This is a genomic window from Nonomuraea sediminis, from assembly GCF_018531495.1.
Lineage (GTDB): Bacteria > Actinomycetota > Actinomycetes > Streptosporangiales > Streptosporangiaceae > Nonomuraea > Nonomuraea sediminis.
In genome coordinates, this window is the sequence record NZ_JAHDTI010000019.1 from 1 (window position 1) to 19,808 (window position 19,808).

Annotated in this window: 22 protein-coding genes; 11 read left to right on the plus strand and 11 right to left on the minus strand. The window is 69.9% G+C overall.

The genetic code is table 11. From position 1 onward, the window contains the following. Positions 1 to 370 precede the first annotated feature (370 nt). The 4 genes from KIK09_RS50200 to KIK09_RS50215 form a co-directional block, all read right to left on the minus strand. A complete protein-coding gene (locus KIK09_RS50200) occupies positions 371 to 754 on the minus strand; it encodes a hypothetical protein (RefSeq protein ID WP_214326698.1) in 384 nt (127 codons plus the stop codon). 79 nt (positions 755 to 833) lie between these two features. Next, a complete protein-coding gene (locus KIK09_RS50205; protein WP_214326699.1) occupies positions 834 to 1,907 on the minus strand; it encodes a serine hydrolase domain-containing protein in 1,074 nt (357 codons plus the stop codon). Positions 1,908 to 2,022: 115 nt separating this feature from the next. Further along, positions 2,023 to 3,459: a S1 family peptidase gene (locus KIK09_RS50210; protein WP_214326700.1), complete on the minus strand. Its 1,437-nt coding sequence runs from the start codon at positions 3,457 to 3,459 to the stop codon at positions 2,023 to 2,025. An 83-nt stretch (positions 3,460 to 3,542) separates the two neighbouring features. Further along, complete coding sequence (locus KIK09_RS50215) at positions 3,543 to 4,475, minus strand: LysR family transcriptional regulator (RefSeq protein WP_214326701.1); 933 nt, start codon at positions 4,473 to 4,475, stop codon at positions 3,543 to 3,545. 95 nt (positions 4,476 to 4,570) lie between these two features. On the opposite strand from KIK09_RS50215, the gene KIK09_RS50220 reads away from it, so the two are divergent. Both KIK09_RS50220 and KIK09_RS50225 read left to right on the plus strand, forming a co-directional pair. Continuing rightward, positions 4,571 to 4,795: a DUF6158 family protein gene (locus KIK09_RS50220; RefSeq protein WP_214326702.1), complete on the plus strand. Its 225-nt coding sequence runs from the start codon at positions 4,571 to 4,573 to the stop codon at positions 4,793 to 4,795. After that, positions 4,795 to 5,031 (plus strand): helix-turn-helix domain-containing protein, encoded by a 237-nt coding sequence (locus KIK09_RS50225; RefSeq protein ID WP_214326703.1) that lies wholly within the window; start codon positions 4,795 to 4,797, stop codon positions 5,029 to 5,031. Before KIK09_RS50220 ends, KIK09_RS50225 begins: the two co-directional genes overlap by 1 nt. Here KIK09_RS50225 and KIK09_RS50230 read toward each other — a convergent pair. Next, on the minus strand, positions 5,028 to 6,167 hold the full coding sequence (locus KIK09_RS50230) for an ABC transporter permease family protein (protein WP_214326704.1): 1,140 nt from the start codon (positions 6,165 to 6,167) through the stop codon (positions 5,028 to 5,030). The genes KIK09_RS50225 and KIK09_RS50230 overlap by 4 nt on opposite strands. 237 nt (positions 6,168 to 6,404) lie before the next feature. Between KIK09_RS50230 and KIK09_RS50235 the strand changes: the two genes are divergently transcribed. The 6 genes from KIK09_RS50235 to KIK09_RS50260 all read left to right on the plus strand — a co-directional run bounded on the left by KIK09_RS50235 (position 6,405) and on the right by KIK09_RS50260 (position 11,548). Further along, positions 6,405 to 7,514, plus strand: coding sequence for a sugar ABC transporter substrate-binding protein (locus KIK09_RS50235; RefSeq protein ID WP_308164780.1), 1,110 nt, complete (start codon positions 6,405 to 6,407; stop codon positions 7,512 to 7,514). A gap of 1 nt (position 7,515) precedes the next feature. Next, entirely contained in the window at positions 7,516 to 8,298 is a 783-nt protein-coding gene (locus tag KIK09_RS50240; RefSeq protein ID WP_214326706.1) for an ATP-binding cassette domain-containing protein, read from the plus strand. After that, complete coding sequence (locus KIK09_RS50245; RefSeq protein ID WP_214326707.1) at positions 8,295 to 9,539, plus strand: sugar ABC transporter permease; 1,245 nt, start codon at positions 8,295 to 8,297, stop codon at positions 9,537 to 9,539. Before KIK09_RS50240 ends, KIK09_RS50245 begins: the two co-directional genes overlap by 4 nt. A gap of 195 nt (positions 9,540 to 9,734) precedes the next feature. Further along, the gene (locus tag KIK09_RS50250) at positions 9,735 to 10,517 is read left to right on the plus strand and encodes a putative hydro-lyase (protein ID WP_308164781.1); all 783 of its coding nucleotides are present in this window, start codon (positions 9,735 to 9,737) and stop codon (positions 10,515 to 10,517) included. A gap of 151 nt (positions 10,518 to 10,668) precedes the next feature. Beyond that, positions 10,669 to 11,082, plus strand: a complete 414-nt coding sequence (locus tag KIK09_RS50255) for a hypothetical protein (RefSeq protein ID WP_214326709.1) — start codon at positions 10,669 to 10,671, stop codon at positions 11,080 to 11,082. A gap of 7 nt (positions 11,083 to 11,089) precedes the next feature. Next, a complete protein-coding gene (locus tag KIK09_RS50260) occupies positions 11,090 to 11,548 on the plus strand; it encodes a hypothetical protein (RefSeq protein WP_214326710.1) in 459 nt (152 codons plus the stop codon). Here KIK09_RS50260 and KIK09_RS50265 read toward each other — a convergent pair. Beyond that, positions 11,530 to 13,737 carry an excinuclease ABC subunit UvrA gene (locus tag KIK09_RS50265; RefSeq protein WP_214326711.1) on the minus strand — a complete coding sequence of 736 codons (2,208 nt, stop codon included), beginning with the start codon at positions 13,735 to 13,737 and terminating at the stop codon, positions 11,530 to 11,532. The genes KIK09_RS50260 and KIK09_RS50265 overlap by 19 nt on opposite strands. Positions 13,738 to 13,789: 52 nt before the next feature. Here KIK09_RS50265 and KIK09_RS50270 point away from each other — a divergent pair, with 52 nt between their 5' ends. Continuing rightward, the gene (locus tag KIK09_RS50270) at positions 13,790 to 14,398 is read left to right on the plus strand and encodes a TetR/AcrR family transcriptional regulator (protein ID WP_214326712.1); all 609 of its coding nucleotides are present in this window, start codon (positions 13,790 to 13,792) and stop codon (positions 14,396 to 14,398) included. Here KIK09_RS50270 and KIK09_RS50275 read toward each other — a convergent pair. Then, positions 14,340 to 14,936 carry a P-loop nucleotide/nucleoside kinase family protein gene (locus KIK09_RS50275; RefSeq protein ID WP_214326713.1) on the minus strand — a complete coding sequence of 199 codons (597 nt, stop codon included), beginning with the start codon at positions 14,934 to 14,936 and terminating at the stop codon, positions 14,340 to 14,342. The genes KIK09_RS50270 and KIK09_RS50275 overlap by 59 nt on opposite strands. An 88-nt stretch (positions 14,937 to 15,024) precedes the next feature. Here KIK09_RS50275 and secY point away from each other — a divergent pair, with 88 nt between their 5' ends. Then, complete coding sequence (secY, locus tag KIK09_RS50280) at positions 15,025 to 16,317, plus strand: preprotein translocase subunit SecY (protein WP_214326714.1); 1,293 nt, start codon at positions 15,025 to 15,027, stop codon at positions 16,315 to 16,317. Positions 16,318 to 16,328: 11 nt separating this feature from the next. On the opposite strand, the gene KIK09_RS50285 is transcribed toward secY, so the two are convergent. The 4 genes from KIK09_RS50285 to KIK09_RS50300 are packed head-to-tail and all read right to left on the minus strand — an operon-like array spanning position 16,329 to position 19,158. Beyond that, complete coding sequence (locus KIK09_RS50285; RefSeq protein ID WP_214326715.1) at positions 16,329 to 16,982, minus strand: response regulator; 654 nt, start codon at positions 16,980 to 16,982, stop codon at positions 16,329 to 16,331. Beyond that, complete coding sequence (locus KIK09_RS50290) at positions 16,979 to 17,824, minus strand: sensor histidine kinase (RefSeq protein ID WP_214326716.1); 846 nt, start codon at positions 17,822 to 17,824, stop codon at positions 16,979 to 16,981. The genes KIK09_RS50285 and KIK09_RS50290 overlap by 4 nt, the downstream gene beginning before the upstream one ends. Before the next feature lie 23 nt (positions 17,825 to 17,847). After that, entirely contained in the window at positions 17,848 to 18,237 is a 390-nt protein-coding gene (locus tag KIK09_RS50295) for a PPOX class F420-dependent oxidoreductase (RefSeq protein ID WP_214326717.1), read from the minus strand. A gap of 33 nt (positions 18,238 to 18,270) precedes the next feature. Further along, positions 18,271 to 19,158: a phosphotriesterase family protein gene (locus tag KIK09_RS50300; protein ID WP_250575121.1), complete on the minus strand. Its 888-nt coding sequence runs from the start codon at positions 19,156 to 19,158 to the stop codon at positions 18,271 to 18,273. A gap of 237 nt (positions 19,159 to 19,395) precedes the next feature. On the opposite strand from KIK09_RS50300, the gene KIK09_RS50305 reads away from it, so the two are divergent. Continuing rightward, positions 19,396 to 19,797: a TIGR02611 family protein gene (locus tag KIK09_RS50305; RefSeq protein WP_308164782.1), complete on the plus strand. Its 402-nt coding sequence runs from the start codon at positions 19,396 to 19,398 to the stop codon at positions 19,795 to 19,797. Positions 19,798 to 19,808 lie beyond the last annotated feature (11 nt).

Sequence of the window (19,808 nt, forward strand, 5' to 3'; positions counted from 1 at the left end):
GCCCGGCCTGCTGAGCCGCCTCGACCCGGGCCTTCCACTTCTCGTTGCCCAGCAACCAGTCGAACGACTCGGTTTGCAGAGCAAGAAGGTCAGGAACTTCGAGGGGCTCCTGGATACGCGCGAAAGAGACACGACGGGGACCAGCGGAGGCTGCCAACAGTTGTCCTTCCGAGGGATCGGCGGAATGACTGCACGCATGCCGGAAGACGAGACGTCGATGGGCAGCGTGGAGCGGCAGCATAACCCGAAAGGCAAACGGAATGCAACAACTACATTATTAGTCAACCTCGATCCCGGTTTCAGTATCGCATGTGCCTCTCGAAACCGTCAACCCGACACGACGTCGTGCCGGGCGGACGGTTGCCGAGCGCTAGAAATTGCGGTGGATGACGTTGGTCATCCGGTCGTTGAAGGAGTTGCCGAACACGTCCACGCCGCCGACCTTGGCGTAGATGTCGTCCTCGCGGTTGAAGATGGAGTCGTCCTCGTTGAGGACGTCGCGGGAGACGCTGGCCGACGACACCCCGTTGAAGCCCTGGCGGAACTCGTCGAAGACTTCATCCTGACCCCACAGGGAGAATCCCTGCACGGTGTCGCGGCCGCACGAGACGGAGACGGGATAGAAGTGCTGCGGGGTCTGGTTCCCGATGAACAGCGTGCACGAGTCCGCGAACGCCGGCGGCGCGGCACTCGCGGCCAGGCCCGCGCCGAGGACGGCGGCGAGCACGGGTACGGCGAATCTGCGAAGGATCATGGAGCCTCTCCTGATCATGACATGGTGGTCCTGACACCGGAGAGGCGTTCCACGCCGTTCCTCGGGGGTTCCGCGGAGGTTACGCCATGACGATCCTGATGAGTTCGGACGCGGCCTCGAAGTCCGGGGCGATGAAGTTCTTCGTGAACGCGAAGGCGATCCCCGTCGAGGCATCGGCGAAGGCGAAGCTGCCCCCGACGCCGCCCATGTTGAACGCCGTCTCCGACTCGCCCCCGGGAAGCCCGAGCGACCAACCGAGCGCCCACTGCGACGGGTTGCCGAAGACCTGGTCCACGCCCTCGGCCGCGAGCGCCGTCGCGGTGGCCACGCGGGCCGGCGGCAGGATCTGCACGCCGTGACCCAGGAGGGAGTCGTAGAGGCGGGCCATCGCGCGGGCCGAGTTCTTGCCGCCCGCCGGGATGTCGGCCGCCAGGACGTCGGTACGGTTGCCGAAGTCGGCCCCCGGCCAGGTGACGAGCGGACCCGCCTTGAACATCGGCAGGTCGGTGGGCATCGAGGCGGCCCAGTCGGCCGCCCCTGCCGGCTCCTCCAAACGGGCCAGCCGCCCGTGCTCGGAGACGGGCATGCCGAAGTACAGCTCGTCGGCCAATCCCAGCGGCCCGGCCACGTCCTCTAGCAGCACCTGCGAGATCGGCTTGCCGGTGGCCCGCCGTACGATCTCGCCGATGATGTAGCCGAAGGTGTAGGCGTGGTAGCCCACCTGGGTGCCGGGCTCCCACCACGGCTCCTGCGCGGCGATCGCCGCGCAGATCTTGTCCCAGTCGCACAGGTCCTCGATCGTGGTGTCCAGCGGGATCTGCGGCACGCCCGCCGAGTGGGTGAGCACGTGCCTGATCGTCGCGGCCTGCTTGCCGTGCGCGCCGAACTCCGGCCACAGCTCGGCGACCGGCGTGTCGTAGTCGAAGAGCCCGCGCTCGACCAGCAGGTGCGCGATCGTGGCGGTCATGGCCTTGCCGGTGGAGTAGGTGTAGAAGACGGTCTCGGGCGTGACCGGGCGGCCCGTGGCCGAGTCGGCCACTCCGGAGACCGCGTCGACCACGAGTTCCCCGTCGCGGTAGACGGCCACCTGGATGCCCCGCTCGGGTCCCGACTCGGTCATCTTGTCGATGGCCTGCTGCACCTGCTCCTGCATGGCGTCTCCTTCGCCGCTGTCCATCAGCCTGCTTACTACAGACTCGGCGGCGGCAGAAAACTCATCGCGCCCGCCGGGTGGGGGGCGGCCCGGCGGGCGCAGGTTGAGTGGGCGGTTACGGCCGGTTCAGGTCGAGCGTGTAGGAGCCGGATCCGCTGTAGGCGTGGACCCGGTAGCGGTAGTAGCCCGCCGTACCGCTGTAGCTGATGGTCTCGTCAGGGTTGGGGCTGTTGGAGGTGGCCACGACCGCCCAGGAGGAGCCGTTCCACTTCTGCAGGTACAGGTCGAAGTCGGTCCCGGCGGGACCCTTCAGGCAGGCGGCGTGGGTGCCGGACACGGTCGACTGGTAGTACGACCCGTTCGGCTGGTAGCCGCTCTGGCCAGACGACAGCGACCCGCTGTAGTGCTCGCGGTAGCCCGAGCAGCCGGTCGGCGGCTGGCTGCCGCTGGTGATCAGCGTGAGCCCGCCCGTGGACAGGATCTCGTTGATGGGCTGGAAGTACGTGGTGCCGCCGCTGGTGCAGTCGCCCGACCCACCGGAGGTCATGCCCTGGGCCTGGTCGCCTGAGATGAACGCGCCGCCGGAGTCGCCCGGCTCGGCGCAGACGTTGGTCCTGGTCAGCTCGTAGACCGTGCCTTCGGCGTAGTTGACGGTCTGGTTGAGCGCCTGGACGGTGCCGCAGTGCCACTGGCTGGTGGAGCCGGAGCGGCAGATCGAGCCGCCGGGCTGGGTCACGGTCGAGCCGTGCACGGGCAGGATGCCGGCGCTGTAGCCGTTGACCACGCCGGGTGCGGTCCAGTTGGAGTTGGTCGCCACCCACGAGTAGTCGTTGGTGGGGAAGGAGGAGATCTGGAAGGTGCCCTGCGCGACCTGGTTGGAGCCGTTGGTGGCGTCGCCGACGCTGCCGCAGTGGCCGGCGCTGGTGTAGCCCACCTGCGTGCCGCGCCTGGCCGCGAAGCCGATCGAGCAGCGGTAGCCCTTGGAGGGGATGTAGTAGGCGTCGCCGCCGCGGATGTCGTAGAACAGCCGCGGACGCTCCTGCGCGACGGTCACCTTGACGGCGGCCGTGTCCACGCCGGACGACCTGGCCCAGGCGAGCGCCTGGTCGGCGTCGGACGCCGACACCGTGACGGCGTTGTCCTGCGGGGTGACCCCCCATCCGAACACCGACGATGGCGCGGGGGAGTGGTCCAGCCCGTTCTTGACCGCCAGGAGCTGTGCGAACGAGCGCGTCACCGTACGGGCCTGCGCGCCCGACCCTGTGATGGCGGCGCTGTCGGAGGCCGACACGCTGGCCACGACCAGCGCGGCCTCGGGGCCCTCGTACCAGGCGCCGGCGTAGCGGTCGCCGAGCCGCTTGCGTAAGGAGGGCACGACGAGGTTGCCGCGCGCCTCGCTGGCCATCCGGTTGACCGCCTGCTCCTGGGTGATGCCGAGATCGCGCGCGAGGGCGTCGACCTGTCCTGGGGGCGGTTTCGAGGCGACGGCCGGGGTAGCCGTCAGCATGAGGGCGCCGATCGCGATCGCGATCAACGCGGGAGTGCGAAGCATGTTAACTCCTCGCTGCCGGGGGTGCCGTCACGGTACGGCGGTTCCGGGAATCGAGGAGCTATCAATCTGCCCCTATCACGGTGTTATGGAATGGTGCCAAAACCCGGATTACGTACCAGCCAATCGTGATACACGGGGCATCGCCGTACCGAGTCCGCGTGCGCGTCCTTGGCCTGGGAGACCACCCAGGCGGCGTCGGGGGCGGTGGGATGCCGGCCGAGCAGCTGCCGCCAGCGCAGCGGCGCGCCCGTCAGCGGCACCATGACCAGTCCCGGCGCGGCCTGGTGGGTGGCCTGGCACAACACCACGGCCCTGCCCACCCCCGCCAGGTGCGTGCAGGTGGGCACGTCGGTCTCGTAGATCGTGCCGGGGGTGAAGCCGGCGCGGGCGCAGGCCATCGCGAAGCAGTCGGCGAAGCAGCCGTCGCCCGGCGTCACCGCCCACTGCTCGGCGGCCAGGTCGGCCAGCTCCAGCTCCTTCTCGCCGGCCAGCGGATGGTCGGCGCCGAGCAGCACGAAGACCGGGTCGAGGCTGATCGACTCCCAGATGAGCGTGCCGGACGGCGTGCCCATGTCGCCGCAGGCGCCGGTGAGCACGTAGTCGAGGCGGCCGAACTCCACCATCGTGGTGAGCTCGCGTGCCGACCACGAGGTGAAGGTGCTGACCGTGCGCTCGGCGGCCAGCCGGTCCACCAGGCCGCCGAGCACCGGCCCGTTGGTCGCGCCGATGCGGAAACCGGGGGCGGAGGCGTGCGCGAAGCGGACTGCCTCCTCCTGTAACTCCTGCGCGGCGGGCAGCAGCACGCGTGCCCTGGCGAGCACCAGCTCGCCGAGCGGCGTGGGCCGCGCGCCGTGGCGGTCGCGTTCGAACAGGGTGCCGCCGAGCACCCTCTCGATGCGCTTGAGCTGGGCGGTCAGGGCCGGCTGTGCCAGCCCGAGCAGGGACGCGGCCTTGCTGACACTTCCCGCGTCCGCGACCGCGCGGACGATCCTGAGGTGCCTGAGCTCGAGGTCCATATCGGGAACGTATGGCCGTGACTCCAACTCGACAATGCCCCTATGTCAGGAAAAGTGACAGATATTGTCGGACCGGAGACGGGTAGATGAACCACATGACGACGATGGGAATCGATCCGAGCCGCCTGTCCGACATCGACCTGATGCGCGAACTGCGCCACCTGCACAGGACGCGCAACGAGACCTTCCTGCACGGGCCCGACGACGCCCTCGAGCACCACACCTCACGCATGAGCGAACTCGAGGACGAGTACCTGCGCCGCCATCCGGTGCGCGACGTCGATCCCGGCAGGCTGAGGGAGTTCGCGAGGCTGCGCTGATGACTGAGCACCATGACGTCCAGGAGCTGTCCGACGTCGACATCCACGTGTACGAGGCGATCGCCGCCCACGCGGTCGGGAGCGGCGCCGCGGACGTGCCCGCCCTGATCCGCGCGACAGGCCGGTCGGAGGAGCAGGTACGGCGTAGCCTGTCCACCCTGATCGAGCAGGGCCACGTCGTCCCCAGCGGCGAGGGTTTCGCACTCGGCCCCCACGACTTCGAGGTCGACTATTAGCGACGGATCGTGTGCCGGTGCAGGTCGGAGCCCTCCGGCGGGCCCCGGCGTCTGCGCATGAGCGCCACCACGGGCGCCGTGGAGATGGCCACGGCGAAGGCGATCAGCGGCAGCAGGGTGGTGAGCGCCGAGATCGAGTAGACGCTGGAGCAGGGCAGGTCGGCTCCCATCATCGACAGCAGTACCAGGACCCCGGCCGTCAGCGCTATCCCGGCGATGATCGCGGCGACGACGCCGACGACCCGGTCGAAGATGATCAACTTACGGATCTCGGCCGCGCCGTACTTGGCGATGATGTGGGAGGCGTCGAGCTGGAGGGTGTCCTGGATGCGCCCGGAGGTGGTGCAGGCGATCGCCATGGACGCGAGCAGCGACGTCACCCCCAGCGTGGCCAGCGCCAGCGTCAGCACCTGTGAGTCGGCGCTCCTGTGCGCGGCGAGGTCCTGCAGGGTGAGGACGGTGTAATGGGGGCCGACCACCCGGGCGACGTGCTGCCTGAGAGGGGCCGGCGCCTGCCCGGGCTCGAGCGTCACCTGCATGCCGCCCACCGTCAGTTGCCCGACGAGCCGGTGCGCCAGCTCGGAGCCGACGCCGAGGAAGCCCTTGCGCACCAGGTCCTGGTTCACGTCGATCTCGACGATGCCCGACAGGCGCAGCCGGACCGGCGTGCCCGCCTTGTCGTCGGCCGTCATCGTGTCGCCGATCCGGACGCCGAGCGACTTGGCCGTCAGCTCGTCGAGCACCGCCTCGTCGGGCAGTTCGGGCAGGTTGCCGGCGAGCACGTGGATCAGCGGCAGCCCGCCCTCGGGCAGCAGCGTCGCCTGCACCGCCGCGGCCGAGGTGTTCGCGGCCCGCAGCCAGACCGGGCCGGAGAGGATCGCCCGCACGGAGGAGACGCCGCCGATCGAGCTGATCCGCTGGAGCGGGGATCCTGCCGGCGTCGGGCGCCTTCCTGCGTCCATGTCGTTGGGCACCACCGCCAGGTCCATCCGCTGCGCGCCGAAGCACTGGAGGAAACGGTCCTCCGCGGCGCCGCCGCTATGGATGGCGGCGCCTACCAGGAAGGCCCCCGCGAGCGTGCCGAGCAGGCAGAGCGCGAGTGCCCAGCAATGGGCGCGAACCCCGCTGGTCCCCATACGCTAACCATTCCGTGAAATCTCCGAGACTCTCACGCCAAGAGTCAAATAATGGCGAAATGTCGCCATAGGCGAGGAAGTCCTCACTTGGCGAACGCTCAGGTAGTGATACCCAGCACGAGTTACGGCTCATCCCGAAATATCCGGCATTGCCTGGCAAAAGTGTGGCAAGCCGGAGCGCGTCCAGGTCATGAACGGGGTACGGCTCGCCTTGACACGCTTTTCGGGGGGTTCGTGGTGAAAGCACAGGTCATCGGCGGTTTGCTCGCCGTGCTCGGATTGACGGCCTGCGGTACGGCGGGCCAGTCGGGAGGCGGCGGCGCGGGCCCGACGGCCTCCCCCAGCGCCGTCGGAACCCTGGAGCAGGGCTTCAAGGTCGGCCTGCTGCTGCCCGAGTCGAAGACCGCCCGCTACGAGAAGTTCGACCGCCCCTACATCACCCAGGACATCAAGAGCCTGTGCCCCAAGTGCCAAGTCGTTTACGACAACGCCAACCAGGACCCCAACCTGCAACAGGAGCAGGTCGACTCGATGCTCACCAACGGCGTCAAGATCCTCATCCTGGACGCCGTCGACGCCAAGGCCATCGCCGCCTCCGTCAAGAAGGCCAGCGACCAGGGCGCTCTCGTCGTCGCCTACGACCGCCTGGCAGGCGGGCCCATCGACGCCTACACCTCCTTCGACAACATCCAGGTCGGCAAGATGCAGGGCCAGGCACTGCTCGACGCGATCAAGGCGGGCGGCGACCCCAAGCGCGGCCCCATCGTCATGATCAACGGCTCGCCCACCGACCCGAACGCCGGCGACTTCAAGAAGGGCGCCCACTCGGTGCTCGACGGCCAGGTCGACATCGGCAAGGAGTACGACACCCCCGACTGGAGCCCTGACCAGGCCAACGTGGAGGCCAACGGCGCGTTCACCGCGCTGGGCGCCGACAAGGTCGTCGGCGTCTACTCCGCCAACGACGGCATGGCGGGCGGCATCGCCAAGGCCATGCAGAACTCGGGCGTCAAGCCCGGCACCCCGCTGACCGGCCAGGACGCCGAGCTCGCCGCCATCCAGCGGATCCTCATCGGCACCCAGACCATGACGATCTACAAGCCGATCAAGCCCGAGGCGTCCAACGCGGCCCAGATGGCCGTCAACCTCGCCATCGGCAAGAAGCCCGCCAGCACCGGCACGGTCGACAACGGCACGAGCAACGCCATCCCCGCCCAGATCATCACGCCGATCGTGGTGACCAAGCAGAACATCAAGGACACCGTGGTCAAGGACGGGTTCTGGAAGGTCGCCGAGATCTGCACGGGCGCCGCCCAGACCGCCTGCGCCGCGGCCGGATTGGGCTGACGTGGCCCCCGTCCTCGCCCTGCGGGGCATCTCCAAGCGCTACGGCGCCGTGCAGGCGCTGAGCGAGGTCGAGCTCGAGGTCAACGAGGGCGAGGTGCTCGCGCTCGTCGGGGACAACGGCGCGGGCAAGTCCACGATGATCAAGGTCATCGCGGGCGTCGGGCCACCCGACGACGGCGAGATCCACTTCATGGGCAAGCCGGTCACGATCAACAGCCCGCACGCCGCCCAGGCGCTCGGCATCGCGACCGTCTACCAGGACCTGGCGCTCTGCGACAACCTCGACGTGGTCGGCAACCTGTTCCTCGGCAACGAGATGCGCAAGGCCGGAGTGCTCGACGAGGTCGCCATGGAGAAGCGCTCACGCAGCCTGCTCCACACGCTCTCCATCAAGATCCCCAGCGTGCGCATCCCCGTCGCCTCGTTGTCCGGCGGCCAGCGGCAGACCGTGGCGATCTCGCGATCGCTGCTGGGCGAGCCCAAGGTCGTGATGCTGGACGAGCCCACCGCCGCGCTCGGCGTCGAGCAGACCGCACAGGTCCTCGACCTGGTCGAACGGCTGCGCGACCAGGGGCACGCGGTGATCCTCATCAGCCACAACATGGTCGACGTCATGGCCGTCGCCAACCGCATCGCGGTGCTGCGGCTCGGGCGCAACAACGGCCTCTTCGACGCCCGCTCCACCAGCCAGGAGGAGATCATCGCGGCCATCACGGGGGCCACGGACAGCGCGGCCACCCGGCGCCAGGCCCGCCGCAGGGAGCAGGACGAGGAGGGCTCATGAGCAACCAGAACCCCCTCCCTGAGGCGCAGCTCGACCCGCGGCTGCTGGTGCGGGAGGAAGGCTTCGCCGGCTACCTGCAGGAGTTCAAGCGCCGGGTCAGAGGCGGTGAGCTCGGCTCGCTGCCCGTCGTCGTCGGGCTGATCGTCATCTGGATCATCTTCCAGACCCTCAACTCGCAGTTCCTGTCCGCGCAGAACCTGTCGAACCTCAGCGTCGACATCGTGCCCACCGGACTCATCTCCGTCGGCATCGTCTTCGTCCTGCTCCTGGGCGAGATCGACCTGTCCGCCGGGGCGGTGAGCGGGGCGTGCGCGGCGGTGCTGGCCGTGCTGAACGTCAACAACGGCTGGAACCCGGTGGCCGCCATGGTCGCGGCCGTTGCGGTCGGCGCCACCATGGGGCTGATCCAGGGCTTCTTCTTCGCCAAGATCGGCGTGCCGTCGTTCGTCGTGACGCTGGCCGGTCTGCTCGCCTGGACCGGTTTCCAGCTGTACGTGCTCGGACCCAACGGCACCATCAACCTCGACAACGACGGGCTGGTGTCGCGGCTGACCAGCACCTACTTCATCTACGTCATCGCCGCCTACGGCCTGGCCGCGGTGGCGACCGCCGGGTTCCTCGTGGTGTCGCTGGTGGGCAACAACCGGCGCAGGGCGGCCGGGGTGCCCTCGCGCACGCTCGGCGACATCGTCTTCCGCACGGTGATCCTGGCGGTCGTGGCCTTCGGCGCGGCTTACATCCTCAACCTGTACAAGGGCTTGCCGCTGGCGCTGCTGATCTTCCTCGTCGTGGTCGTCGTCACGGACTTCGTGCAGCGGCGCACCAAGTACGGCCGCAGCATCTTCGCGGTCGGCGGCAACATCGAGGCGGCCAGGCGGGCGGGCATCAACGTGGCCTTCATCCGGATGACGGTGTTCGTCATCTCGGGCGCCTTCGCGGCGGTCGGCGGCATCTTCGAGGCGTCCCGCATCTCCAGCGCCAGCCAGGCGACCGGGCAGAGCAACGTCCTGCTGATGGCCATCGCGGCGGCGGTCATCGGCGGCACGTCCCTGTTCGGCGGGCGCGGCAGCACCTACTCGGCGCTGCTCGGCATGCTCGTCATCCAGTCCATCGCCTCCGGCATGGCCCTGCAGGGCGTCAGCAACGCCGTCCAGTTCATCGTCACAGGCGCCGTCCTCCTGGCTGCGGTCGTCATCGACTCCGTCTCCCGCCGCAGCCAGAAAGCCTCCGGGCGCGCATAACTGTGATCATTTGTTACGGCGGGCCGCGACCACCGCCGCCCGCCGCACTCCGGCACAGGGCCCGCGGGCGGCGCTTCTGGCGAGTCGGTGACGGTCGCCCGCCGCCACGACTCCGCCCTGGACCGCCTGATGTCGCCAAGCGAACCCATGCCCGCAAGCCATGGGGTTGTCGGTGGCGCGTCGTACTGTCGGTGCGTGGATGTCGCTGATCTGACACCGGTGGAGGCGCGGGAGCGGTTCCGGGCGGGGGAGCGGGTGCCGACCGCCGGATGGTGCCGCGGATGGACACAGGCGAACCTGATCGCCGTGCCGCGCGAGCTGGGATACGAGTTGCTGCTGTTCGCGCACCGCAACGCGCAGGCGTGCCCGGTGCTCGACGTGGGGGAGGCGGGCGCCACGAGCACGCCGCTCTTCTCCGGTGACCTGCGCACCGACCTGCCGGGATACCGGATCTACCGCGACGGCGAGCCGGTCGCGGACCGGGACCAGGTGGTGGAGGAGTGGCGCGACGACCTGGTGCCCTTCCTGATCGGGTGCAGCTTCACCTTCGAGGAGGCGCTGCTGCGGGCCGGTGTCCCGATCCGGCACCTGGAGGCGGGGACCAACGTGCCGATGTACCGCACGAGCGTGCCGTGCGAGCCGGCGGGTTCCCTGTCGGGCCCGCTGGTGGTGTCGATGCGGCCGGTGCCCGCCGCGCTGGTCGACACGGCGATCGAGGTCACCGGGCACTACCCGCAGGTCCACGGCGCGCCCGTGCACGTGGGCGATCCGGCGGCGATCGGGATCGCCGACCTGGGGCGGCCGGACTTCGGCGACCCTGTCGAGATGCGGGAGGGGGAGGTGCCCCTGTTCTGGGCCTGCGGCGTCACACCCCAGGCCGCCATCATGGCCAGCGGCGTCCCCTTCGCGATCGGCCACCTCCCCGGCCACATGGCCGTCCTCGACGCGCGCGACTCCGATTATTACGTCCCCTCATAGGGCTGCCGCCGCCATGCCGACCTCGTAGCGGCGGGGCTGCCGGGTTATCCTGCGGTGGCGATCAGCTAACTGTCAGGACAGGTGTTGTTCACCGAGGCTTCGGGGCGGACGCCTAGCGTGGCGATCCCTTGATCGCGACTGAGGAGCATCCGTGTCCCGAGAACCGCGGCCGACGCTTGAGGACGAATGGCAGAGCTGGGATCCCGCCGTCAGGGCGCAGGGCTACTGGCCGGGCCTCGGTGCCGAGCACCGCGACGGATTCGCGGTCGACCACGGCAGGCTGCGGGAGATCGGCGGGCGGCTCATGGGCGCCTTCGACGAGGTCTACCGCCGCCTGCACCCGCCCTTCGAGAAGGGCCCGGAGATCGTCGGATGGGAGGCGGCGATCCACACCTCCTTCCTGGTCAGGAACTACGAGGAGGTGCTCTGCTGCTTCACCGGCGACGTGATGATGGAGTCGTCGGCCGCCGCCGCGCTGGTCAGCAGCAGCGGTCAGACGTACCGCTTCGCCGACCAGTATCCGTGGCGGGCCAGGCCGCCGCTGTGGAACGAGCTCCCCAGCTAAGATGCTGATGTCCTGGAAGGTGGAGTCGCTGAACGACTACGCGGGCGCCACCATCCGGATCGCCAACGGGCTGGTGGAGGTGGCGCACGCGCTCGTCTCCTCCGCCCAGGACGTGCGCGACGCGCCGTGGCACGGCCCGGCGGCGGACAAGGCCCAGTCGGCGATGCACACCATCTACGAGAACGTGCGCGGACTCGCGGCCGTCCACGGCAGGATCGCGCAGACCGTCTACGAGATCGCCCTGGTGGTGAGCACGGCGCAGCACCGCTTCGACGCCGTGGTCAACAAGGGCGGGTGGGAGTTCTCCGACCTGTGGGGCGGCGATGACGACGACGCCCGCCGCTTCATGTCCGACGTCAACCGCGAGCTCGCCGCCGCGATCGGGCGCGTCCCCGACATGTACGTGATGGAGCTGCCGGGCCTCATCCCCGAGAACGACCGGGACACCTACACGCTGGCCTGGTAGCCGGGCAGGCTCCTGGCCAGGTACTCGGCCGTCCAGGTCGAGGCGCCGGCCAGGTCGGCGGGGGTGCCCTCGAAGACCACCCGGCCGCCCTGCTGCCCGGCCTCGGGGCCGAGGTCGATGACCCAGTCGGCGTGCTTGACCACCTCCAGGTCGTGCTCCACGGCCACGACGGTGTTGCCGCCGTCCACGAGCCGGTCGAGCAGGGCGAGGAGCCGGTCGACGTCGGCGAGGTGCAGCCCGGTGGTGGGCTCGTCGAAGACGTACAGGTTGCCGCTCTCGTGCAGCCGGTGCGCCAGCTTGAGCCGCTGCCTCTCGCCGCCCGACAGCGTGTTGAGCGGCTGCCCCAGCATGAGGTAGCCGAGCCCGAGCTCGTCCAGGGTGGCGAAACCCGGCAGGTCGAAGGCGGCGGCCGCCTCGCGGGCGGTCAGGGCGAGCACGTCGGCGATCGTGCGGCCCTCGACCGTGTACGACAGGGCCTCGGCGCTGTAGCGGCTGCCGTCGCACACGTCGCAGGTGCGCGTCACCGGGTCCATGAACGCCAGGTCCGTCCTGATGACCCCGCGCCCCTGGCAGGCGGGGCAGGCGCCGAGCGAGTTGAAGCTGAACAGCGCCACCCGCACGCCGTGCGCGCGGGCGAAGAGCCTGCGCAGCGGGTCCATGGCGTTCAGGTAGGTCGCGGGGGTGGCCCGGGAGGAGGCGCCGATCGCCGACTGGTCGACGAGGATCGCCGAGGGATGCTGCTCGAGGAGCACCTGGGTCATCAGCGTGCTCTTGCCCGACCCGGCCACGCCCGTGACCGCCGTGAGCACGCCGCGGGGCACCCGGACGGTGACGTCCCGCAGGTTGTGCAGCGAAGCCCCCGAGATGGTGAAATATCCGGCACCGGTCCGCACCGACGGCTTGAGGCCCCGCGACCGCCGCAGCAGCCGCCCGGTGAGCGTGTCACCGGCCAGGAGCCCGTCGAGGCTCCCCTGGTAGACCACCCGGCCTCCGTCGATCCCGGCTCCGGGCCCCAGGTCCACCACGTGATCGGCCAGCGCGATCACGTCGGGGGAGTGCTCGACCACCAGCACCGTGTTGCCCTTGTCGCGTAGCTCGAGCAGGAGCTCGCCGAGCCGGTGCACGTCCCGAGGATGCAGTCCCACGCTGGGCTCGTCGAAGATGTAGGTCATCCCGGTCAGCGATGAGCCGAGGTGCCGCACGGTCTTCAGCCGCTGCGCCTCCCCGCCCGAAAGCGTCGGCGTCTCCCGATCCAGGTTCAGGTATCCCAGCCCGATCGCCTCGATCCGGCGCAGGCCCGTGGCCGCGGCGCGGGCGACCGGGTTGCCCAGCCCGTCGAGCACCTCGATCAGGTCCGAGACCTCCATCGCGCAGTGGTCGGCGAGGTTGAGCCCGCCGATCCTGGAGGCGAGCGCCGCCCCGTTCAGCCGCGCTCCACCGCACGAGGGGCACCTGGCCTCCCTGACCAGCGGCCTGACCGACTCCTCCAGCGCGTCGGCCTCGCGCTTGAGGTGGAGCCGGTTGAAGCGGGTGACCACGCCGCCGTAGGTGTTGCCCCGCCCGACCTTGAAGCCTTCGCCGTACAGCAGCAGCTCGCGCTCCTCGGTGGTGAAGTCGCGGACCTTCTTGTCGGGGTCGAACAGCCCCGACCTCGCGTACAGCCCCCAGGCCCAGCTGCCCACCGCCAGCAGCCGGATCGCCCCCTCGTTCAGCGAGAGGTCCTGGTCGATCGCCTTGTCCAGGTCGAGCTGGATCGTCCGGCCGAGCCCGTCGCACTCCGGGCACATGCCCTGCGGGTCGTTGAAGGAGTACGCGGTCGCCGGGCCCGCGGACGGCTCGCCGTACCGGGAGAAGAGCACGCGCAGGATGCCGTGGATGTCCGTCATCGTGCCGACCGTGGAGCGGGCGTTGCCCGCGACGGGGCGCTGGTCGACGACGACGGCCGTGGTCAGGTTCTCGATGGCCTCGGCGCGCGGGCGCTCGTGCTTGGGCAGCCGGTTGCGCAGGAACGCGCTGAACGTCTCGTTGAGCTGCCGCTGCGATTCCACCGCGATCGTGCCGAACACGATCGACGACTTGCCCGAGCCGGACACGCCGGTGAAGACCGTCAGCCTCTCCTTGGGCAGGCTCAGCGAGACGTCCTTGAGGTTGTGCTGTCGCAGGCCGGTCAGCACGATGTCGCGAGACACGGAAGCTCCCCCTCATAGCTTTGGCTACTACCTATAGCTTAAGCTACATGTCGTGACCGACAGGCGGGCGAGACGCAGGGCGGAGACGCAGGCCGAGATCCTGGACCTGGCGCTCGAGGTGATGGCCGAGGACGGCGTCGCGGGCCTGAGCCTGTCGACCGTGGCCAGGCGGCTCGGCATCCAGCCGCCGTCGCTGTACAAGTACTTCCCGTCGCGCCACGCCGTCTACGACGCGCTGTTCGAGCGCGGCCAGGAGCAGTACCTGCAGGCCGTACGGCAGGCCGCGACGGGCCTGGCGGGCCTGCGCGCGCTCGGCGCTTCCATGGAGGCGGGGGCGCGCTGGATCATGGCCAACCAGGTGCTCGCCCAGCTGCTGTTCTGGCGCCCGGTGCCAGGGTTCCAGCCGTCGCCGGAGGCCTACGCCCCCGCGCTGGCCATCCACGAGCATTTCGCCACCGTCATCCGCGGCGCGGTCCGGCTCGGCGAGCTCCACCCGGACGCCGCGAGCGAGGAGGGCCTGGCGCTGGCCGCCAGCCTGATCGCGGGGCCGGTGTCGCAGCAGCTGGCCAACCAGCCCGCCGTCTCCTACGAGGAAGGGCTGTTCACGCGCCTGGTACCGCGCCTGCCCGGCCTGCTCGCGGCGGCATACCCGCCGCGCTGAGCTGCTCGTCCAGCCCCGGAGCGCCGCCGCGGTTGTCGATCTCCAGATGCGGTACGGCCGGCGGCTCGTCCACGCGGATGGCGCGCAGGTACTCCTCGAAGGCGGCCAGCTTCCCCGCGTCGCGGCCGAGCCCGCGTTCCGTCAGCCGCTCCCGCAGCGTGGCCCCGTCGGAACGGACCCACACCAGGTGGATCGGGTCACCACCCAGCTCGGCGGCCCACGACGCCCACGCCGAGGCGGAGTGCACCTGGGTGGTGAACGGCCCGTCCAGCATCACCGGGCAGCCACGGGACCTGATCTGCCTGGCCAGCCGGGTCAGGCCCGCGTACTCGAACCGCTTGACGTGCTCGTCGTACCAGGGGCCCTCGCGCTCGCCGGGCGGCCTGCCGTACGCCCGCAGGATCTGCGCGACGAAGTCGCCGTAGACCGCGTCCTTGTCGAGCAGGGCGGGAACCGGGGTGAGGCAGGCGAGCAGGGCGGCGGCGACCGTGGACTTGCCCGCGCCCGGCGGCCCGCTGATCACCCAGAGTGGAACCATCCGCCCAGTGTGCCCTACGCGGATTTGCGTAGGCCGATGCCGCTTCCGCGGTGACGATCTCGCCGGCCTCCGCCGACAGACTCGGGGCATGCTGAGCGTGCTGACCAGGTCTTTCCGTGTGCCCGAACTGCGGAAGAAGCTGTTGTTCACCCTTGGGGTGATCGTGTTGTTCCGGCTGGGGCAGATCCTGCCCACGCCGGGCGTGGACGTCGTGGCGGTGCAGGAGTGCGTGGGGACCGTGCGGGGCGGGCTGGCCGACATGGTGCAGCTGTTCAGCGGGGGCGCGATGCTGAAGCTGTCGGTGTTCGCGCTCGGCATCATGCCCTACATCACCGCCGGCATCATCATGCAGCTGCTCGCCGTGGTCGTCCCGCGCCTGGAGGCGCTCAGGAAGGAGGGCTCGTCGGGGCAGGCGAAGATCACCCAGTACACCCGCTACCTGACCGTAGGACTGGCCGTGCTGTACGCGACCACGGACGTCGCGCTGGCCAGGAGCGGGCAGCTGATGTCGTCGTGCAGGCGGCCGCTGCTGCTCGACGACGGGCTGTTCCCCGTGGTCGTCATCGTGGTGACGATGGTCGCGGGCACCTCGGCCGTGATGTGGCTGGGTGAGCTGATCACCGAGCGGGGGATCGGCAACGGGATGTCGATCCTGATGTTCACCCAGGTCGTGGCGGTGTTCCCGTCGTACATGACGACCGTGTTCCAGATGAGCCCGTTCGGGTTCGCGCTGATCGTGGCCGCGGCCGTGCCGATGGTGGCGGCCGTGGTCTTCATGGAGCAGGCGCAGCGCCGCATCCCTGTGCAGTACGCCAAGCGGATGGTGGGGCGGCGTATGTACGGCGGGACGGCCACCTACATCCCGCTCAAGGTCAACCAGGCCGGCATCGTGCCCGTCATCTTCACCTCGTCGATTCTCTACCTGCCGACGCTGGTGGCTCCGTTCCTGGGGGAGCCGGTCGGCGGCTGGATCACACGGAACCTGACGACCGGGGCCCACCCGCTCTACATGTCCGCGTACTTCCTGCTCATCGTGGGTTTCGCGTACTTCTACGTGTCGATCACCTTCAACCCCGCCGAGATCGCGGACAACATCAAGCGCTACAACGGCTTCGTACCGGGGTTGCGACCTGGCAAGCCGACGGCCGGCTACCTGGCGTACGTGCTTTCCCGGCTGACCGCGCCCGGCGCCGCCTACCTGGGGGTCCTGGCCCTGCTGCCGCTGGTGGCCTTCGCCCTGCTGCGCGACCCCAACTCCGCGCAGAACTTCCCCTTCGGCGGCACCAGCGTGATGATCATGGTCGGGGTGGGCCTCGAGACCGTCAAGCAGATCGAGGCCCAGCTGCAGCAGCGCAACTACGAGGGCTTCCTCAGGAAGTGAAAGGAAACGGGCTATGCGGGCGGGGTGAGGCCTGCCCGCATGGCGAAGACGACGAGCTGAGCGCGGTCGCGGGCGCGCAGCTTGACCATGGCGCGGCTGACGTGGGTGCGGACCGTGTCGGGGCTGATGACCAGCTCCCTGGCGATCTCCTCGTTCGACCGGCCGGTCGCCACCCAGGCCACCATCTCGCGCTCCCGGGGCGTCAGATGCTCGAGCCCTTCGACGGGCTCCGCGCCGTGCCCGGCGAACCGGCCGATCACCGTCCTGGTCACGGCCGGGGACAGCAGTGCCTCGCCCCTGGCCACCACCCGCACGGCGTTGACCAGCTCGTCGGGCGCGCTGTCCTTCAGCAGGAACCCGCTCGCCCCGGCCTGCAGCGCGGCGAACACGTACTCGTTCACCGCGAACGTCGTCACCACCACGACCTTCGCCCCCGCCAGCCCCGGATCGGCGGCGATGGCGCGCAGCGTGTCGACGCCGTCCATGCCCGGCATCCGGATGTCCAGCAGGAGCACATCAGGGCGGGTACGGCGCAGCAGGTCCAGAGCCCCGGCGCCGTCACCGGCCTCCCCGGCGAACTCCAGGTCGGCCTCCCGCTCGATCAGCGCCCGCAGCCCCATCCGCACGACCGCCTCGTCGTCGGCGACCGCGACCCTGATGGTCATGCCCGGGTGGCGGGGAAGCGGGCCACGACCCGGAAGCCGCCGCCTTCCCTCGGCCCGGCCCACAGCTGACCGCCCTGGTCGGTGACGTGAGCCCGCATGCCGGCGAGCCCGCGCCCCTCGGCGGCCCCGGTCCAGCCGCGGCCCCTGTCGGCGACCTCCAGGACGAACTCGCACGGATCGTTGGTCACCCGCACCAGCGCCCGGGTCGGCCCGGCATGCCGGAGCACGTTCGTCAGTGACTCCCGCACGACGCGGTAGACCGTGCCGGTCAGGTGCGCGGGCGTGGTCGGCTGCTCGGGCTCCAGGTCGACGGGAAGACCCGCGGCCCGCACGCCCTGGATCAGCCCCATCAGGTCGGGCTGCGGGTCGAGCTCGTCGAGGGCGGCCCTGAGCTCGCCCAGCGCCCGGGTGCTCGTCTCCCTGATCGCCTGCAGGGAGACGCGCACCTGCTCCGGATCGTCGTCGAGCGCCACCAGGGCCAGCCCGGCCTGCATCGCGATGGCCGCCAGCCCGTGCCCGGCGGCGTCATGCACCTCCCCGGCGATCCGGGCCCGTTCCATCGCGACAGCGTCCTCGTCGGTCCGCGAGCGGACCGCGACGGGTTTGGCGGGTTGGGGGGCGATGCCCCACGGTGTGGCGGGGGCCTGCCGTACCGACAGGAGCGTCGGAGGCTCCGCCTGGTCCGCGGCGGCCGCCGCCGCGGCGCGGGCCTGGGCCAGACCGCCGAACGACCACGGTACGGCCAGCCAGCCCGCCCACGCGAGCATGACCACGACAGGGACGTCCCCCAGCCTGTTCAGGCGGGACAGCGACCGGCGCAGTCGGCCTTCGTGCTCGCTCACCACCCCCGGATCCTAGCCAGTTTTCACACGTTCCGGTTCGACGGCGGACCGTCCAGGCCCCAGGAGATGATCTTGTTGGGCGTGATCCGGATGAGCTCGCCGCTGAAGCCCTGCATGGGGGGCTCCTGGCCGGTCAACGCCTCCGCGGTGCCGCGGACCTCGATGCCTCGGGGGGTCCACGGGTTCGTCGAGGCGAGGTCGTCGACCACGATCGCGACCGTGCTGCCTGCCTGGATGTTTCTGAACTTCTTGGACTTGCCCAGGTTGTGGCCGCCGACGGCGATCGTGCCGGATTCGGCGTCCACGAAGAACCCCACCGGGCTGTTCTGCACCTGCCCCTGGGGCGACACCGTGGCCAGGCGCCCCAGGAACTGCGTGCCGAGAAAGTCGAGTTCTGCCGGAGTAAACGTCATACGTCCACCCTGCAACCTCAACCAAACTCGAGGTCAACCCATGGTGGTGAGCCAGCGGACGGGGTTGGTGTGGGTGATGGTGTGGATGGTGTCCTCGGCGACACCCTGCTCGCGCAGGCGCGGCAGGAGCAGGTGGAACAGGTGGGCGTAGCCGGGCCCGCCGTACCGCTGGAGCTGGGCGACGCGGCTCATGCCGGTGCTGAGCAGCAGGCGGTCGGCGTGGCCGTCCTCGATGAGGGCGAGCGCGAGGCGGGCCGTCTGGTCGAGGTCGAGGGAGGAGAGGCTGACGTACGCGCCGGCCTCGGCGATCTTGCGGGCGGCGGCCACGTCGGCGCCGGTGTAGCCGACGCTGACGCTCGAGCCCTGCAGGCCCTGGCCGAGGAGGATCTCCAGCATGCCCAGGCTGTCCTGGCCGTAGGTGGCGACCGGCAGGCGGGAGGACAGCGAGGCGCGGGCGGCGGCGATGAGCGCGCGCTCCTCGGCGGGCGTGGGCTCGGGGCCCCAGCAGCCGACCTCGCCGATCACGCCGGGGAAGACGCCGGTGCCGTCGAGGCCGGAGGTGATCTCGCCCATCAGGCGGCGGGTGAGCGAGTCCACGCTCTCGTCGCCGACGTGCGCGAACGGCTCGGTGAACAGGCCGGTGGCGGCGATCACCGGGATGCGGGTTCCGGCGGACATGCGGGCCAGGGCGGCGGCGTCGCGTCCCATACCCAGGCAGGTCAGGTCCACGACGAGGCCGAGCTGGTCCGACTGGCGCAGCTCGCGGAGCTCGGCGGTGACGGTGTGCTCCTCGTCCAGCCAGCGGTGCGGGTCGGAATCGATGCCGACCGCCCAGCGCATGTCGGTGCGCAGGTGCTCGTGCGGGAGTACGGCACCGGTGATCGCGGCCGCGCGAATGGGGCCGGTTACGGTGCGAAGCATGACCTCGGGCATGCCCGACATTAACCGATGTTTGCCGCAACCCGCCTGTTCGGGCTAGAAAATTTACCTAATTTCCCGATTCCATCAACCCGCTTCTGGTCAACCCTTGCGCTCATCATCCTGGGTAAAAACCCCTGGTCAAGCGTATGGCCCGCCGTACGGGGGAGGGGGAACCCTTGGCAGGGTGGGCGCGTTGGATGATGGGGGACAAAGTGTGTGAACTATGGCGGGGGAAGCGTGTCTGACGAGGTACAGGAGCGGCGTAGCGGGATCGGCGGTTGGCTGGACGGGGTCCGGTCGACGCGGACCGGGGCTCTGACGCTGAAGATCGTGATCGGTGTGATCGGCGCCGTCATGGTGGTCGGCGGGCTGATCATGGTGCCGTTCCCAGGCCCGGGCTGGCTGGTGGTGTTCGCGGGGCTGGCTGTACTTGCGACCGAGTTCCACTGGGCGCACCGCGTGCTGGAGTTCGGCAAGCGGACCCTGCGCGCGTGGACGGAGTGGTACAAGCGCCAGGGCTGGACCGTCCGGATCATCGTGCTGCTGGTGACCGTGGCGGCCGCGGCCGCCATCGTTTATCTCGGGATGAAGACCGTCGGCATCGACCTGATCGTCCTTGCCCAACAGTTCGTCCAATAGGCGAAAATATC

Excerpts from the sequence above, each read along its gene's own strand:
- KIK09_RS50245 (WP_214326707.1), top strand. The coding sequence starts at position 8,295 with ATGAGCAACCAGAACCCCCTCCCTGAGGCGCAGCTCGACCCGCGGCTG.
- KIK09_RS50300 (WP_250575121.1), bottom strand. The coding sequence starts at position 19,158 with ATGCTTCGCACCGTAACCGGCCCCATTCGCGCGGCCGCGATCACCGGT.
- KIK09_RS50295 (WP_214326717.1), bottom strand. The coding sequence starts at position 18,237 with ATGACGTTTACTCCGGCAGAACTCGACTTTCTCGGCACGCAGTTCCTG.
- KIK09_RS50220 (WP_214326702.1), top strand. The coding sequence starts at position 4,571 with ATGACGACGATGGGAATCGATCCGAGCCGCCTGTCCGACATCGACCTG.
- KIK09_RS50200 (WP_214326698.1), bottom strand. The coding sequence starts at position 754 with ATGATCCTTCGCAGATTCGCCGTACCCGTGCTCGCCGCCGTCCTCGGC.
- KIK09_RS50205 (WP_214326699.1), bottom strand. The coding sequence starts at position 1,907 with ATGCAGGAGCAGGTGCAGCAGGCCATCGACAAGATGACCGAGTCGGGA.
- KIK09_RS50230 (WP_214326704.1), bottom strand. The coding sequence starts at position 6,167 with ATGGGGACCAGCGGGGTTCGCGCCCATTGCTGGGCACTCGCGCTCTGC.
- KIK09_RS50260 (WP_214326710.1), top strand. The coding sequence starts at position 11,090 with ATGTCCTGGAAGGTGGAGTCGCTGAACGACTACGCGGGCGCCACCATC.
- secY (WP_214326714.1), top strand. The coding sequence starts at position 15,025 with ATGCTGAGCGTGCTGACCAGGTCTTTCCGTGTGCCCGAACTGCGGAAG.
- KIK09_RS50210 (WP_214326700.1), bottom strand. The coding sequence starts at position 3,459 with ATGCTTCGCACTCCCGCGTTGATCGCGATCGCGATCGGCGCCCTCATG.
- KIK09_RS50215 (WP_214326701.1), bottom strand. The coding sequence starts at position 4,475 with ATGGACCTCGAGCTCAGGCACCTCAGGATCGTCCGCGCGGTCGCGGAC.
- KIK09_RS50275 (WP_214326713.1), bottom strand. The coding sequence starts at position 14,936 with ATGGTTCCACTCTGGGTGATCAGCGGGCCGCCGGGCGCGGGCAAGTCC.
- KIK09_RS50225 (WP_214326703.1), top strand. The coding sequence starts at position 4,795 with ATGACTGAGCACCATGACGTCCAGGAGCTGTCCGACGTCGACATCCAC.
- KIK09_RS50285 (WP_214326715.1), bottom strand. The coding sequence starts at position 16,982 with ATGACCATCAGGGTCGCGGTCGCCGACGACGAGGCGGTCGTGCGGATG.